At 73.2% G+C, this 15,275-nt stretch carries 11 protein-coding genes; 5 read left to right on the forward strand and 6 right to left on the reverse strand.

The window, feature by feature from the left end:
* Positions 1-87 precede the first annotated feature (87 nt).
* From AB0637_RS07795 to AB0637_RS07810, 4 genes are read right to left on the reverse strand one after another with little or no spacing between them, the layout of a single operon-like run.
* Complete coding sequence (locus AB0637_RS07795) at positions 88-1,296, reverse strand: acyl-CoA dehydrogenase family protein (protein WP_366171018.1); 1,209 nt, start codon at positions 1,294-1,296, stop codon at positions 88-90.
* Complete coding sequence (locus AB0637_RS07800) at positions 1,293-2,807, reverse strand: long-chain fatty acid--CoA ligase (RefSeq protein ID WP_366171020.1); 1,515 nt, start codon at positions 2,805-2,807, stop codon at positions 1,293-1,295. Before AB0637_RS07800 ends, AB0637_RS07795 begins: the two co-directional genes overlap by 4 nt.
* A 51-nt stretch (positions 2,808-2,858) precedes the next feature.
* The gene (locus tag AB0637_RS07805; RefSeq protein ID WP_366171022.1) at positions 2,859-4,313 is read right to left on the reverse strand and encodes a GGDEF domain-containing protein; all 1,455 of its coding nucleotides are present in this window, start codon (positions 4,311-4,313) and stop codon (positions 2,859-2,861) included.
* A 52-nt stretch (positions 4,314-4,365) separates the two neighbouring features.
* On the reverse strand, positions 4,366-5,922 hold the full coding sequence (locus AB0637_RS07810) for a GGDEF domain-containing protein (RefSeq protein ID WP_366171024.1): 1,557 nt from the start codon (positions 5,920-5,922) through the stop codon (positions 4,366-4,368).
* Positions 5,923-6,033: 111 nt separating this feature from the next.
* Here AB0637_RS07810 and valS point away from each other — a divergent pair, with 111 nt between their 5' ends.
* Complete coding sequence (valS, locus tag AB0637_RS07815; protein WP_366171026.1) at positions 6,034-8,682, forward strand: valine--tRNA ligase; 2,649 nt, start codon at positions 6,034-6,036, stop codon at positions 8,680-8,682.
* Between the two features lie 55 nt (positions 8,683-8,737).
* Here the strand turns inward: valS and AB0637_RS07820 are convergent, their stop codons facing one another.
* Together AB0637_RS07820 and AB0637_RS07825 are read right to left on the reverse strand one after the other, a co-directional pair.
* A complete protein-coding gene (locus AB0637_RS07820) occupies positions 8,738-9,820 on the reverse strand; it encodes an inositol-3-phosphate synthase (protein WP_366171028.1) in 1,083 nt (360 codons plus the stop codon).
* Positions 9,820-10,413 (reverse strand): PadR family transcriptional regulator, encoded by a 594-nt coding sequence (locus AB0637_RS07825; RefSeq protein ID WP_366171030.1) that lies wholly within the window; start codon positions 10,411-10,413, stop codon positions 9,820-9,822. The genes AB0637_RS07820 and AB0637_RS07825 overlap by 1 nt, the downstream gene beginning before the upstream one ends.
* 157 nt (positions 10,414-10,570) lie before the next feature.
* On the opposite strand from AB0637_RS07825, the gene AB0637_RS07830 reads away from it, so the two are divergent.
* The 4 genes from AB0637_RS07830 to AB0637_RS07845 all read left to right on the forward strand — a co-directional run bounded on the left by AB0637_RS07830 (position 10,571) and on the right by AB0637_RS07845 (position 15,097).
* The gene (locus tag AB0637_RS07830) at positions 10,571-10,999 is read left to right on the forward strand and encodes a MarR family transcriptional regulator (protein WP_366171032.1); all 429 of its coding nucleotides are present in this window, start codon (positions 10,571-10,573) and stop codon (positions 10,997-10,999) included.
* Positions 11,000-11,130: 131 nt separating this feature from the next.
* Positions 11,131-11,631, forward strand: a complete 501-nt coding sequence (locus tag AB0637_RS07835; protein WP_366171034.1) for a MarR family winged helix-turn-helix transcriptional regulator — start codon at positions 11,131-11,133, stop codon at positions 11,629-11,631.
* Positions 11,628-14,243: an MFS transporter gene (locus AB0637_RS07840; protein ID WP_366171036.1), complete on the forward strand. Its 2,616-nt coding sequence runs from the start codon at positions 11,628-11,630 to the stop codon at positions 14,241-14,243. The genes AB0637_RS07835 and AB0637_RS07840 overlap by 4 nt, the downstream gene beginning before the upstream one ends.
* Positions 14,240-15,097: a YceI family protein gene (locus AB0637_RS07845; RefSeq protein ID WP_366171038.1), complete on the forward strand. Its 858-nt coding sequence runs from the start codon at positions 14,240-14,242 to the stop codon at positions 15,095-15,097. The genes AB0637_RS07840 and AB0637_RS07845 overlap by 4 nt, the downstream gene beginning before the upstream one ends.
* Positions 15,098-15,275 lie beyond the last annotated feature (178 nt).

The raw sequence follows: 15,275 nt of genomic DNA on the forward strand, positions 1-15,275 counted from the left end.
GGAAAACACTCTTTCCGCCCTCGGAACACGTGTTCCGAGGGCGGAAAGAGTGTTTTCCGCGCGGGGTGCGGGCGGCCCGGGAGGGGGTCAGGTGAAGCTGGAGACCCCGGTGAGGTGGCGTCCCACGATGAGGGTCTGGATCGACTCCGTGCCCTCGTAGGTGTGCAGCGCCTCGACGTCGGCCATGTGCCGCGCGACGCGGTGCTCCAGCAGGATCCCGTTGCCGCCCAGCAGGTCGCGGGCCATCGCCGTCACGGCGCGAGCCTTGCGGGTCGCGTTGACCTTGGCCAGGGAGGCCTGGGTGTCGGTGAGGCGGCCGGCGTCGGCGAGCTTGCCCACCCGCAGGCAGAACAGCTGCATGGCCGTGACCTCGGCGAGCATCTGGACGAGCTTGTCCTGGACGAGCTGGAAGCTCGCCAGCGGCTGCCCGAACTGCTTGCGCTCCAGGGAGTAGGCCAGCGCCGTCTCGTAGGCGGCCGTCGCGTGCCCGAGCGCGCCCCAGGCGATGCCGGCGCGGGTCGCGGACAGGACGCGGCCGGTGTCACGGAAGCTGCGCGCAGCGGGCAGCTTGTTCTCCGCGGGCACCCGGACGCCGGTCAGCGTGATGGCGGCGTTGTGGATGGCGCGCAGGGACGCCTTGCCCTCGATGACGGTGGCCTCGTACCCGGGGGTGCCGCGTTCGACGAGGAACCCCTGCACCTGACCGTCCTCGCCGCGGGCCCAGACCACGCACACGTCGCAGACGGTCCCGAAGCCGATCCAGCGCTTGGCGCCGTCCAGGACGTACTCGTCGCCGTCCTTGCGGGCCGTCGTGCCCAGCGCGACGGCGTCGGAGCCGTGGTCGGGTTCTGTGAGCCCGAACGCGCCGAGGACCTCCAGGCGAGCCATCGGCGGCAGCCACCGCTCCTTCTGCTCCTGCGACCCCAGGAACTCGATGGAGCGCATGGCCAGACCGGCCTGGACCCCCAGCATGGTGGCGAAGCTGCCGTCGCCGCGGGACAGCTCCATGGTCACGAGGCCGGCGGCGGTGTGGCTCAGGCGCGGGACGCCGGGACCCTCCAGGCCGTCGCCCACGAGGTTGAGCTGCCCGTACTCCTTGAGCAGTTCCATGGGCATCTCGGCGCGTTCCCAGTAGCCGCCGGCGACGGGGATCACCTTCTCGTCGACGAAGGAGCGGACGGTGGCCCACACCTCGCGTTCGGCGTCGGTCAGGTCCGCGGCGATCTCGTAGTAGTCGACGCCCGTGGGGACCTTGTCGCTGCTCGTGCTCGTGCTCGCGTGCTGGGGGGTGCTCATGCCGGGGTGTCCTCCGTCCGTGCAGGGGGTGTGATCTCTCGTTTGAGGATCTTGCCGGTGGGACCCTTGGGGAGTTCCGACACGATCCAGACCCGCCGCGGGTACTTGTACGCGGCGAGCTGTGCCTTGACGTGCTGCTGCAGTTCCTCCGGAGTGGCGCTCGCCCCCTGCTTGAGGACCACCGCCGCCCCGATCTCCTCGCCCACGAGGGGGTCGGGGAAACCCACGACGGCCGCCTGCTCGACGGCCGGGTGCTCGTAGAGGACCTCCTCGACCTCGCGGGGGTACACGTTGTACCCGCCGCGGTCGATCATGTCCTTGGCGCGGTCGACGATCGTGTAGTAGCCGTCGGCGTCGCGGGTGGCGAGGTCGCCGCTGCGGAACCAGCCGTCGGTGATCGCCTGCGCCGTCGCGGCCTCGTTGCGCCAGTAGCCCTTCATGACGTTCTCGCCCTTGATGACGATCTCGCCGACCTCCCCCGGCGCGACGGGGGAACCGTCGGCGGAGCGCAGGTCCATCTCGCACCCGCGGACGGGGACGCCGATCGTGCCGGGTTTGCGCGGCACGTCCGGGAGGTTGAAGGAGGCGACGGGTGAGGTCTCGCTCAGCCCGTAGCCCTCGAGGATGACCACGCCGTACTTCTCCTCGAAACCCCGCAGCACCTCCACGGGCAGCGACGCCCCGCCGGAGACGCTGGACCGCCACGAGGACAGGTCCCGCTGCGCCGCGGTGGGTTCGTTGAGCATCGCCACGTACATGGTCGGGACGCCCGCGAAGTGGGTGACGCGGTCGCGTTCGACGACGGCGAGCGCCGCCTCGGCGGTGAACCGCGGCAGCAGGGTCATGGTCCGCCCCGCCACGAGCGCGGTGTTCATGGCGCACGTCTGGCCGAAGGCGTGGAACAGCGGGAGCGCGCCGAGGATGACGTCGCCCTCCCCCATCTTCACGAGGGACTCCTGCGACGTCACCGCGTTGCTGAGGAGGTTGTGGTGGGTCAGCTCGGCGCCCTTGGGAGCCCCCGTCGTCCCCGAGGTGTAGAGGATGACCGCGGTGTCCTGCGGGTCGGGGTCGACGTCGGCGGCGGGGTCGGGTTCCACCCCGGCGAGCAGCGCCGACGTCGCCGACGGTTCGACCTCCACGACCCGCGTCGGGGTGCCCACCGCCCCGGCGTGCGCGGCCTCGGAGACGGCGTGCCAGACGAGGGCCAGGACGGCCCCGGAGTCGGTGAAGTGGTGGTTCACCTCCCGGCCCCGCAGGAGCGGGTTCATCGGCACCACGACCCCGCCGGCGCGCAGGATGCCGTGGTACAGCACCGGGAAGTGCGGGACGTTGGGGGCGATGAGGGCCACCCGGTCCCCCCGCTGGACACCCTGGGCGCGCAGCAGGGCTGCGACGCGGGCGGTGGCGTCGTCGAGGGCGCGCCAGGTGAGGACGTGGTCGTCGAGGCGGACGGCGACCTCGTCGGGGCGGGACCGTGCGTGCTCGGTGAGGACGCTGGCGAAGCTGTGCATCTGGACTCCTGCGGACGTCGTCGTCGCTGGTTTCGTGCAGCTTCGCACACGTCAGGCGGTGGGGTGCACCGACCCCGCGCCGCGGTCGGCCGTCCGGGTGCACGCGCGGCCGGCGTGCTTGGCCGCGTAGAGGGCGGTGTCGGCGCGGGCCAGCAGCGCGTCCGGCGTCTCGACGCCGTCCCACACCGCCAGACCCGCCGAGAACGACTGCCCCGCGGGGACGACGGCGCGCAGGTCCGCGAGCAGGTCGACCACCGCGGCGGGCGGGAGGCCGGCCGCCAGGACGGCGAACTCCTCCCCTCCCCACCGGGCCAGCGCGGCGCCCGTGCCGGCGAGCGCCGTCCGCCAGGCCGTGGCCGCCCCCACGAGCAGGCGGTCCCCCGCGGGGTGGCCGTGGGTGTCGTTGTAGACCTTGAACCGGTCGAGGTCGAGCAGGGCGACGACGAGGTCCGTCCCGTCGAGCTCGGCCCGGTCGCGCAGGCGGCGCAGCTCGGCGTCGGCGCTGCGCCGGTTGAGCAGGCCGGTCAGCGGGTCCGTGCGCGCGAGGTCCTCGAGCAGGACGGCCTGGGCGCGGACGCGGCGGACCAGGGCGTGCATCCGCAGGACCACGAGCAGGAACAGGACGGTCGAACCGGCGACGACGGCCCAGCCCTGCGGGGTCTGGCCGAGCAGCAGCTGCAGCGCGAGCGTGGCGGGCGCCAGCAGGCTGGCCCCCGTGAGGACGAGCAGCCGTCCGGCGGAGAACTCCGTGGACCCGGACGTCGGGGCGGGGTCGGACAGGCGCCGCATCGAGGGGTGCAGCGCGGCGCAGCCCCACAGGACGTAGGACACCTGCCAGAGCCAGTCGAACCCGGAGCCGTCGTAGGACCCGAAGGAGGTGGCGTACTGGTAGAAGGAGTCGGCCACGAGCATGACGACGGCCGCCCCGGCCAGCAGCCGGAACGCGGCGGAGCGGTGGCCGGCGGCGGCGAAGACCCGGACGAGGGCGCCGAGGACCACGATGTCGCCGAGGGGGTAGGCGAGGGAGACCGCGGCGCCCGCGGGGTCCGCGCCGAAACCGGCGAGGGTCGGGGCGATGAGGAACGTCCAGGAGAGCAGGCCGCAGCCGACGACGAGGATGGCGGCGTCGATGCTGCCCTCCACGTCCCGGTCGGGACGGGCCTGCCGGGCCAGCCGCAGCAGCGCCGCGGCCAGCAGGGGGTAGGCGAGGACGTAGAAGGCGTCGGGGGGCGCGGGGAAGCCCCGCAGGTCCAGGACCCACCAGCACAGCCAGTAGCTGACGTCGCCGAGCGCCCACGCCGCCAGGCCGGCGGCGAGCAGCCACCACGCCGAGGCGCGCTGCGGTCGGTGCAGCCGGGCGCCGACGGCCGTGGCGACCGGTGCTCCGCAGCTCAGCACGACGAAGAGGCCGTCGTGGACGGGGCCCTGCGGAAAGACCTGCACGACGAGGGCGACGAGCCCGCCGAGGACCGCGTAGGCGCGCCAGGGCGACCGCAGTCCCCGCACGCTCCGCCGCCACCACTCCACGGTCAGCGATCGGCGTCCGCGGGGAGCGGCTTCAGCTCCTCGGGGCAGGTTCCGCCGATCGGCGCACCGGTGCGGCGGGAACGGCGGGGACGGCGGGGACCGCGAGAGCTGCCGAGACCGGCGGGGCGAGCTGCGGACCGGGCGCCTGCGGGGCCCAGCAGGTGCGGTCCCGGCCGCCGGCCTTGGCGGCGTAGAGGGCCTCGTCCGCGGCCGCGACGACGGCGGCGGGGTCCCCGTCGGCACCCGTGCGGGGGTTCCACGCGGCCGCACCGGCCGAGAACGTGCGGCCGTCGGGCACGACCGCGCGCATCCGCTCCAGGAGCGCGTCGACGGTCGACGGGTCCACCCCGGAGAGCACGACGAGGAACTCCTCCCCGCCCCAGCGGGCCAGGTGCGCGCCGGTGCCCGCGAGGACCTCGCCCCAGCCGCGGGCGGCCCCCACGAGCAGCTGGTCCCCCGCGGGGTGGCCGTGGGTGTCGTTGTAGGCCTTGAAGTGGTCGAGGTCGAGGAGCACGACGACGAGGCCGAGACCGTCCTGGGCGCAACGGGTCCACGTGCGCTGCAGGACGGCGTCGGCGCTGCGGCGGTTCAGCAGACCCGTGAGGGGGTCAGTGCGGGCGAGCGCGCTCAGCTGCTCGGCCTGCACCCGCAACCGGCGCAGCAGCGTCCACATGCGGGCCACGACGAGCAGGAACAGCACCGCCGACGTGATCGCCACGGCCCACGAGGCGGGGTGCTGCTGCAGGAGCAGCTGCAGCGTGAGCGTCGCCGGGGCCAGGAGGCTGGCCCCGGCCAGCAGCAGGAGCCGGCCGCCGCCGAGGTCGCGGCGGGTGTCACCCGGGGCGGGGTCCGACAGCCGGCGCATCGACGGGTGCAGGGCGCTGGCGCCCCAGAGCAGGTACGCCACGAGCCAGGCGGGGTCGAAGGCGTTGCCCGCGTACCCGGACGCCGCGTAGGCGGCCTGGTAGGACCCGTCGGCCACCAGCATGCTGACGGCCGCGGCGCACAGCATCGCGAAGCTCGGCGAGCGGGCGCCCGCCGCCGACGTGAGGCGGACGAGCATCGCGAGCACGAACACGTCCGCGACGGGGTAGGCCGCCGACACGGCCCCGCCGAGCGGGTCTTCGGACAGCACCCGCAGCGCGGGGGCGAGCAGGAAGACCCAGCTCAGCAGCCCTGCACCGACGGCCAGGATCGTCGCGTCGATGACGCCCTCGACGTCCCGGCCGGGCCGGGCCTTGCGGGCCAGCCCGAGCAGCGACAGGCCCAGCAGCGGGTACGCCAGCAGGTACGCCACGTCCGGCGGGGCCGGGTAGGCCTGGGAGCCCAGGACGTCGTAGACGAGGACGTACGAGGCGTCGCCGACGCCCCAGCACCCCATCCCCGCCGCCATGGCCCACCAGGCCCGCGGCTGGACGGGCCGGTGGACGCGGACGCCGACGGCGATGGCGACGGCGCAGCTGCAGGACACGACGGCCAGGAGCGCGTCGTGCAGGGTGCCGCTCGCCAGCAGGCAGGCCACCGCCACCGCCCCGCCGAGCAGGAGGAAGCCCACCCACAGGGGCGGACGGCGCAGGCGGTGGCTCACCGAGGGAACATCGGCTGTCACGGGGGTGGGCCTGACTGGGCCGTCCGGGGGTCACCGGACGGCCCGAGGACGGCCTGCGGAGTGCCTGCTCGGGTGCGGGATGATGGGGGCATGTCCGACGCCAGCACCCCGACCACCGACGGCGCCGCCCCCGCACCGGCGCCGTTCCGCGCGACCACCGCTCCCGGCGTCGAGGTACCCGACCGTCCGACGGTCGACGGCCTGGAGGAGCGCTGGGCGCCCGCGTGGCAGGACCAGGGCACCTACGCCTTCGACCGCTCCGCGCGACGCGACGACGTCTTCTCCATCGACACCCCGCCGCCGACCGTGTCCGGGTCGCTGCACGTGGGGCACGTCTTCAGCTACACCCACACCGATGTCGTCGCCCGCTTCCAGCGGATGCGCGGCAAGTCGGTCTTCTACCCGATGGGCTGGGACGACAACGGCCTGCCCACCGAGCGCCGGGTGCAGAACTACTACGGCGTGCGGTGCGACCCGACGCTGCCCTACGACGCGTCGTTCGTGCCGCCGGAGAAGGCGCCGAAGAACGACCGCGACTTCGTGCAGGTCTCGCGCCGCAACTTCGTCGAGCTGTGCGACCGGCTGACGGCCGAGGACGAGCAGGTCTTCGAGTCGCTGTGGCGCCGCCTGGGCCTGTCGGTCGACTGGTCCCACACCTACTCGACGATCTCGGCGACCTCGCGGGCCACGGCCCAGCGCGCCTTCCTGCGCAACCTCGCACGCGGTGAGGCCTACTCCCAGCAGGCGCCGACGCTCTGGGACACCACGTTCCGCACCGCCGTCGCGCAGGCCGAGCTGGAGGACAAGGACACCGAGGGCGCCTACCACCGCCTCGGCTTCGCACCGACCGCCGGCGGGGAGCCCGTCTTCATCGAGACGACCCGGCCCGTCCTGCTGCCGGCCTGCGTGGCGCTCGTGGCGCACCCGGACGACGAGCGGTACCAGCCGCTGTTCGGCACGACGGTGCGCACGCCGCTGTTCGGCGTCGAGGTGCCGGTCGTGGCCCACAAGCTGGCCGACCCCGAGAAGGGGTCCGGCATCGCGATGATCTGCACCTTCGGCGACACGACCGACATCACGTGGTGGCGCGAGCTGGACCTGCCCAACCGCGCCGTCATCGGCCGCGACGGGCGGCTGCTGCGCGAGACGCCGGCGTGGCTGTCCGGCGCGGGGGCGGAGTTCTACGCGACGCTGGCCGGCCAGACGGTGTTCTCGGCGCAGAAGGCGGTCGTCGAGGCCCTGCAGGCCTCCGGCGACATGGTCGGGGAGCCGAAGAAGATCACGCACCCGGTGAAGTTCTACGAGAAGGGCGACCGGCCGCTCGAGATCGTCTCCACGCGCCAGTGGTACCTGCGCAACGGCGGCCGCGACTCCCAGCTGCGCTCCGCGCTGCTCGCCCGCGGCGGCGAACTCGCCTGGCACCCCGAGCACATGAAGCACCGGTACGACCACTGGGTCTCCGGCCTCAACGGCGACTGGCTCATCTCCCGGCAGCGGTTCTTCGGTGTGCCGTTCCCCGTCTGGTACCCGTTGGACGCCGACGGCGAACCCGTCTACGACTCCCCCGTCGTGCCCGACGAGGCCGCGCTGCCCGTCGACCCGGCGGCCGAGCCGGCCCCGGGGTACACCGAGGACCAGCGCGGGGTGCCCGGCGGTTTCGCGGCCGACCCCGACGTCATGGACACGTGGGCGACGTCGTCGCTGACCCCGCTGCTGGCCGGCGGCTGGGAACGTGACGAGGACCTGTTCTCCCGCGTCTACCCGATGGACCTGCGCCCGCAGGGCCAGGACATCATCCGCACCTGGCTGTTCTCGACCGTCGTGCGCTCGCACCTGGAGTTCGACGGGCTGCCGTGGAAGCGGACCGCGCTGTCGGGCTGGATCCTCGACCCCGACCGCAAGAAGATGTCGAAGTCCAAGGGCAACGTCGTCACGCCGCTGGCGCTGCTGGAGGAGTTCGGCTCCGACGCGGTGCGGTACTGGGCCGCCTCGTCGCGGCTCGGCACGGACGCCACCTTCGACACGGGTCAGATGAAGATCGGCCGCCGGCTGGCCATGAAGCTGCTCAACGCCTCGAAGTTCGTCCTGGGCCTCGGCGTCGAGCGCGGCACGGCGGCCGACCCCGCCGCGGTGACCGAACCGATCGACGCGGGCGTCCTGGCCCAGCTGGTGACCGTCGTCGGCCAGGCGACGGAGGCCTTCGGGCGGTACGACCACGCCACCGCCCTCGACGTCACGGAGAAGTTCTTCTGGAACTTCTGCGACGACTGGGTGGAACTGGTCAAGGACCGCGCCTACGGTTCGCGCGGTGAGGGTCCGGCCGCGTCGGCGCGGGCGACGGCGGCGCTGGCCCTGCGGACCCTGCTCCGCCTCTTCGCGCCGTTCCTGCCCTACGCGGCCGAGGAGGTCTGGTCGTGGTGGCAGGACGGGTCCGTCCACACCGCGCCGTGGCCCACGACGGGTGAGCTGGGTGCGGTGGACGCGGGCACGACGCTCGTGCTCCCCGCTGCGGGGCAGGCGCTCTCGGCGCTGCGCAAGGTCAAGAGCGAGGCGAAGGTCTCCCAGAAGACGCCGCTCACGGCGGCCACGGTCTCCGGCCCGGCCCACCTCGTCGAGGCGGGGCGGCGCGCGGAGGCGGACATCCAGGCCGCGTCGCGCGCCGCGTCCATCGAGTGGGTCGTCGTCGAGGGGGCCGAGGGCCTCACCGCCGTCGCGCAGATCGCCCCGACCGAGGGCTGAGGCACCGCGGCCCCGCCCTCCCGGCAGGAGGGCGGGGCCGCGGTCCGGTGTGCGGTCAGCGCTCCACGGTGCCCGCGATGAACGCCTCGAGCTCGGCCCGACCGCGCTCGTCGTCGCGCTGCTCCGGCGGGGACTTCATGAAGTACGCCGACGGGGACAGCAGCGGGCCGCCGATGCCGCGGTCCAGGCCGATCTTGGCGGCGCGCACGGCGTCGATGATGACGCCGGCGGAGTTCGGGGAGTCCCAGACCTCGAGCTTGTACTCCAGGTTCAGCGGGACGTCCCCGAAGGCCTTGCCCTCCAGGCGGACGTAGGCCCACTTGCGGTCGTCGAGCCACTGGACGTAGTCGCTCGGGCCGATGTGGACGTTGCGGGTGCCGAAGTCGGCCTCGACGTTCGAGGTGACGGCCTGGGTCTTGGAGATCTTCTTGGACTCCAGGCGGTCGCGCTCGAGCATGTTCTTGAAGTCCATGTTCCCGCCGACGTTCAGCTGGTACGTCCGCTCCAGCTTGATCCCGCGGTCCTCGAGCAGCTTGGCCAGGACCCGGTGGGTGATGGTCGCGCCGACCTGGGACTTGATGTCGTCACCGACGATCGGGACACCTGCGTCGGTGAACTTCTGCGCCCACTCGGGGGTGCCCGCGATGAAGACCGGCAGCGCGTTGACGAAGGCGACCTTGGCGTCGATCGCGCACTGCGCGTAGAACATCGCGGCGTCCTCGGAGCCCACGGGCAGGTAGCAGACGAGGACGTCGGCCCGCGCCTCGCGCAGGGCGGCGACGACGTCGACCGGGTCGGCGGCCGACTCGCTGATGGTCTCGCGGTAGTACTTGCCGAGGCCGTCGAGGGTGTGGCCCCGCTGCACCGTCACGCCCGTGGCGGGGACGTCGCAGATCTTGATCGTGTTGTTCTCCGACGCACCGATGGCGTCGGCGAGGTCGAGACCGACCTTCTTGTCGTCGACGTCGAAGGCGGCGACGAACTCCACGTCGCGCACGTGGTACTCGCCGAACTGCACGTGCATGAGCCCGGGGACGGACTGCGTCGGGTCGGCGTCGCGGTAGTAGTGCACGCCCTGGACGAGCGAGGCGGCGCAGTTGCCGACGCCGACGATCGCGACACGGATGGGACCGGCCATCAGGGGGTCTCCTTCGGGGTGGGGGTGGGGGTGGGTGAGGTGGTGGGGTGGTGTTCGGCGGTGATGAGGCGTTCGAGCCAGTCGACCTCGCTGCGCACGGTCTCCACCCCGTGCCGCTGGGCCTCCAGGGCGTAGACGTCGAGCTGGGCCTGGGTGCGCTCGATGGAGCGGTTCATCTGCTCGAGCCGTTCGAGGAGCCGCGCGCGGCGGCCCTCGAGGATGCGCAGCCGGGTGCGCGGGGCGACCTTGCCGAAGAGGGCGAAGTGGACGCCGAACGCGTCGTCCTCCCACGCCTCCGGCCCGGACTCCTCGAGCAGCGCGCCGAGGCGGTCGCGGCCGTGCGCCGTGATCTCGTACACGACCCGGGCCCGCTTGGGGCTGATGGTGCCGGGGAGCCGCTCCTGCGTCGTCTCGGTGATGCACCCGCCGGCCTGCAGGGCGCGCAGCGCGGGGTAGAGCGTCCCGTAGCTGAGGGCGCGGAAGACCCCCAGCCGCTGGTCGAGGCGCTTGCGCACCTCGTAGCCGTGCAGCGGACCGTCGGCCAGCAGCGCCAGGACCGCCAGCAGCACCACGTCACCGCGCTTGCGGACCACGTCCCGTCCCCCGTCGGTTCGAATTGATCCTTCGATGCATCGGTTCGATGCATCAGTTCGGGACAGTAGGGGGTCCGGCCGGATCCCGACAACCGGGTCGGACCGGCGTGTCGCGGGGCGTTCGTCCGCCGGGCGCGGGGGCCGGTAGGTTCCGGGGATGGTCAGTGGCCCCGCTGAAGCGCTGGAACGCGAACTCGCCGTGCTGTTGCGACGCTCTCGCGCGATCAACCGGGAGACCGCGCGCAGCGTGCACCCCGACCTCGAACCGGAGGCGTACAGCCTGCTGGTGCGCCTCGACGACGTCGGCGAGTCGCGACCGTCGGACCTGGCGACGTTCTTCGGCATCGGCAAACCGACCCTGTCCCGCCAGGTCCAGCTGCTCGAGCGCCTCGGCCTGGTGAGCCGGGAGGCCGACCCCACGGACGGTCGTGCCGTGAAGCTGACCCTGTCCCCCGACGGGCTCGAGAAGGTCCACGCCGCGCGGTCGGCGCGCCGGCAGCGGTTGCACACGCGCCTCGAAGGCTGGCCCGAGGGCGACATGGGTGCCCTGGCCGAGCTCCTGCACCGCCTCAACTCCGTCATCTGAGACCCCCGCCGCGAGCCCGCCCCGACCTCCGGGTGCGGGCTCGCCCTGCGTGGACGACTCTCGGGTTGCATGGAGCAACCAATTCTCTTATGGTTGCTTGCGCACACCAACCGAGCTAGTCAGAGGTCGTCATGGCCACACCCCACGCGTGCTCCGCGCTCGTCGACGTCTTCCCGGACCTCCTCCGGGCCCGTCGGGCGCTGGTGGGCACCCACCACGTGCCCGCGATCGCCGCGCTCGCCGTGGTGGTCCAGCACGGCCCGCTGCGCATCAGCGAGGTCGCCGAACACCTGTCGCTGGACCTGTCGACCGTGAGCCGGCAGATCAGCCACCTCAAGCAGCGCGGACTCCTCGCCTCCTCCCCCGACCCCGTCGACGGCCGCTCCCAGCGGCTGAACGTCACCCCGGCCGGGGTGGAGGAGCTGCGGAGGGTCCGCCGCGCCGTCGTCGGCCGCCTCGTCGACCACCTCGACGACTGGGGGGACGACGAGGTCGAGACCCTCACGCACCTCCTCGGTCGCCTCGTCGGCACCACCGAGGTCGCCGCCGCCCGCGCCGCGGGGACCGTCGACCTGACCCAGCACCCGTCCAGCCCGTCCAGCCACGATTTGCAGTTGCAGGGGAACGCATGAGCACCACGACCGACGTCCACGCGACGTCCAGCACGGCCACCGGACCCGGTGGCACCCCCCAGATGACCCACGCCCAGATCCTCGAGGCGCTCTCGGGGCTGCTGCTGGGCATGTTCGTCGCCATCCTGTCCTCGACGGTCGTCTCGAACGCGCTGCCGAGGATCGTGAGCGACCTCAAGGGGACCGAGTCGGGCTACACGTGGGTCGTCACCGCGGCCCTGCTGGCCACGACGATCTCGACGCCCATCTGGGGCAAGCTGTCCGACCTCTTCTCCAAGAAGCTGCTCGTCCAGATCGCGCTCGTCATCTTCGTCATCGCCTCGGCCATCGCCGGGCTGTCGACGAGCATGGGAATGCTCATCACGCTGCGCGTCTTCCAGGGGATCGGCGGTGGCGGTCTGCTCGCCCTCGCGCAGGTCATCCTCGCCTCGATGGTCAGCCCGCGGGAGCGCGGCCGGTACTCCGGCTACCTCGGTGCGACGTTCGCGCTCGCGACCGTCGGCGGCCCGCTCATCGGCGGGGTCCTCACCCAGCACCTGTCCTGGCACTGGTGCTTCTACGTCGGCATCCCCTTCGCCGTCCTGGCGTTCATCGTCCTGCAGACCCGGCTGAAGCTGCCCGAGCAGCCCAAGCGCGAGGTCTCCATCGACTACCTCGGCGCCATCCTGCTGGCCGGCGGCATCTCCGCCCTGCTCGTGTGGGTCTCCCTGGCCGGCACGCAGTTCGACTGGGCGTCCTGGTGGACCGTCGGCCTCGTCGCCGCCGGTGTCGTCCTGCTGGCCCTGGCCGTGCTCGCCGAGCACCGCGCCAAGGAGCCGATCGTCCCGCTGAAGTTCTTCCGCAACCCGACGATCGCCCTGTCCGCCGCCGCCAGCCTCTTCGTCGGCGTGGCCCTGTTCGGCGCCACCATCTTCCTCGGCCAGTACTTCCAGCTGGCCCGCGGCGAGACCCCGACCATGGCCGGGGTCATGACCATCCCGATGATCCTCGGTCTGTTCATCGCCTCCACGGTCGCCGGGCAGTTCATCACCCGCACCGGCCGCTGGAAGGGCTGGCTCGTCACCGGCGGCGTCCTGCTGACCGCCGGCCTCGGCCTCATGAGCACCATCGAGTACGACACGAACTACTGGGTCATCGCCCCGTTCATGGCCCTCATCGGCCTGGGCGTCGGCATGACGATGCAGAACCTCGTGCTGGCGGTGCAGAACGTCGTCGAACCGCGTGACCTCGGCTCGGCCAGCTCCTTCGTCGCCTTCTGCCGCAGCCTCGGTGGGGCCATCGGCGTCTCCGCGCTCGGCGCCCTCCTCGGCAACCGCGTCACCCACCACCTCCAGGAGGGTCTGACGGCGGCCCGCATCGACCCGGCCAAGGCGCTCGCCTCGATGGGCTCCTCGACCGGGGTGCCGAACCTGTCCGCGATCCCCGAGCCGGTGCGCTCGATCGTGCAGTCGGCCTACGGGTCCTCGATCGCGGACGTCTTCCTCGTCGCCGCGCCGTTCGCGCTCGTCGCGTTCGTCATCACGCTCTTCTTCAAGGAGCGCGCGCTGCGCACCGGCGACGACACGACGGACGCCACGCCGGACGCCACGACCCGCACCGCCGCGACCGCCGTCGTCGCCACGACGGGCCAGGAGGGCGTGGGCAGTGCGAAGATCGGCACGACCGCCCACGACCCCGCCGCCGGCCCGTCGAACGGCCAGCCGCACCCCGTCCGGGAGGAGATCCCCAGCGTGCCCGCCCAGTCCCCGCGCACCGACGCCGGCCTCACGGTGTCCGGCCGGGTCCGCCACCACGACCGCCGTCCGCTGGCGGGCGCGGTGGTGACCCTCGCCGACCAGTCCGGGCAGCAGGTCGCCCGCACCAGCACCGACCAGGACGGCGCCTACGCCCTGGCGCTGCCCACCGGCGGCACCTACCTGCTCATCGTCGCCGCCGCGCACGTGGCGCCCTCGGCCACCCTCGTCGGTGTCGGGGACTCCTCCGTCACCCGCGACGTCGTCCTGTCCGGCCGCTCGGCCATCACCGGCCGCGTCCTGACCCACGCGCTGCCCGACGCCCTCGACGGGCCCTCGGGGCACGACGGCCGGACCACCGGCGTCGACGGGGCCCTCGTGACCCTCACCGACGTCACGGGTGAGGTCGTCGGCTCCACCCGCAGCGACGGCGGCGGCGGCTACTCCTTCGACCAGCTCATGGGCGGCACCTACGTGCTCACGGCCCAGAGCGAGGCGCACCGGCCGCTGGCCCGCAGCATCGAGGTCCCCGACTCCGGGGCCCTCGCCTGCGACCTCGTCCTCACCGGCGGCGGCCGGCTCACGGGCACCGTCGTCGCCGCGAGCGACGGCCGCGTCCTGCGGGAGGCCTCGGTCACGCTGGTGGACGCCGACGGCGAGGTCGTCGGTTCGGTCCTCACCGGGTCCGACGGCAGCTACTCCTTCGAGGACCTCGCCGGGGGTCACTACACGCTGACCGCCGCCGGGTACGCCCCGGTCGCCACGTCCGTCGACGTCGAGGAGGACACCGTGTCCGCCGCCCAGATCACGCTCGGCGTCCACGACGCCGGCGCCACGCTGGACCTGACCCGGTTCGAGTCGCGCTCGGAGCAGCGGTGAGCCCGGAGCCGGCGCCCTCGCACCTCGCGGGCGCCCCGGCCGGCACCGTGTCGGGGGTGACCGGTGAGGGCCGTGTCCTGGACCGGGAGGGGTGGCCCGTCACGGGCGCTTCGGTGACCCTGCTGGGGGCCGACGGCTCCCAGGTCGCCCGCGCGGTCACCGGCGGCGACGGCGGCTTCGCGCTCCTGGGCGTGCCCGCGGGGGCGGCGACCATGCTCGTCGCGGCCGCCGCCCACGAACCGCGCGCCACGAGCGTCGTCGCCCCCGCCGACGGGGCCTGGCGCATCGGCGAGGTCCGTTTGCGTCGGCAGGGCGGCAGCGACGTGCCGCCCCCCGGCGTCTGGGCGATCGACGTCACGCACTCGACCATCTCGGCGCGGGCCCACCACCTGGGCCTGGCCGCGGTGCACGGCCGCTTCCTGGACTTCTCCGGGGTCATCACCGTCCCCGAGGACGTCTCGCGGGCCAGCGTGCAGGTCGAGATCGACGCCCGCTCGATCGACACCGGCAACGCCATGCGCGACGAGCACCTGCGCTCCGCGGACTTCCTCGACACCGACCGCTACCCGACGCTCAGCTTCACGGCGACGGGTGTCCAGCGCGGTGCCGACGGGTGGGTCCTGGCCGGCGACCTGACGCTCCTGGCCACCACCCGCCCGGTGCAGCTGCAGCTGTCCTACGCGGGGTCGGGCCCGGACCCGTGGGGTGGCACCCGCGCGGCGTTCTCCGCGACGACCGAACTGCACCGCGACGACTTCAAGATGAACTGGAACCAGGCCGTCGGCATCGGCGTGGCCGTCTTCGGCACCACGCTGAAGGTCCAGATCGACGTCGAGGCCGTCCTGCAGCAGTAGGCGTCGCGACCCCTGGCAGCAGAGCCCCGCACCGGACGGTGCGGGGCTCTGCTGCGTCCGGCCCGGTCCCGGCGAGCGGGCGGACGGCGTGCTCCCGGCCCCGAGTCCGCCCCCGCGGGAGGGGCGGCGTCGGAACGCACGAGAGCCCCGCGCCGGGGTCGGGGCGGGGCTCTCGGGT

It is taken from the genome of Kineococcus sp. NPDC059986 (assembly GCF_040702905.1).
GTDB lineage: Bacteria > Actinomycetota > Actinomycetes > Actinomycetales > Kineococcaceae > Kineococcus.

Coding starts and splice junctions, on each gene's coding strand:
- AB0637_RS07840 (WP_366171036.1), top strand. CDS start 11,628: ATGAGCACCACGACCGACGTCCACGCGACGTCCAGCACGGCCACCGGA.
- AB0637_RS07820 (WP_366171028.1), bottom strand. CDS start 9,820: ATGGCCGGTCCCATCCGTGTCGCGATCGTCGGCGTCGGCAACTGCGCC.
- AB0637_RS07795 (WP_366171018.1), bottom strand. CDS start 1,296: ATGAGCACCCCCCAGCACGCGAGCACGAGCACGAGCAGCGACAAGGTC.
- AB0637_RS07835 (WP_366171034.1), top strand. CDS start 11,131: ATGGCCACACCCCACGCGTGCTCCGCGCTCGTCGACGTCTTCCCGGAC.
- valS (WP_366171026.1), top strand. CDS start 6,034: ATGTCCGACGCCAGCACCCCGACCACCGACGGCGCCGCCCCCGCACCG.
- AB0637_RS07830 (WP_366171032.1), top strand. CDS start 10,571: ATGGTCAGTGGCCCCGCTGAAGCGCTGGAACGCGAACTCGCCGTGCTG.
- AB0637_RS07800 (WP_366171020.1), bottom strand. CDS start 2,807: ATGCACAGCTTCGCCAGCGTCCTCACCGAGCACGCACGGTCCCGCCCC.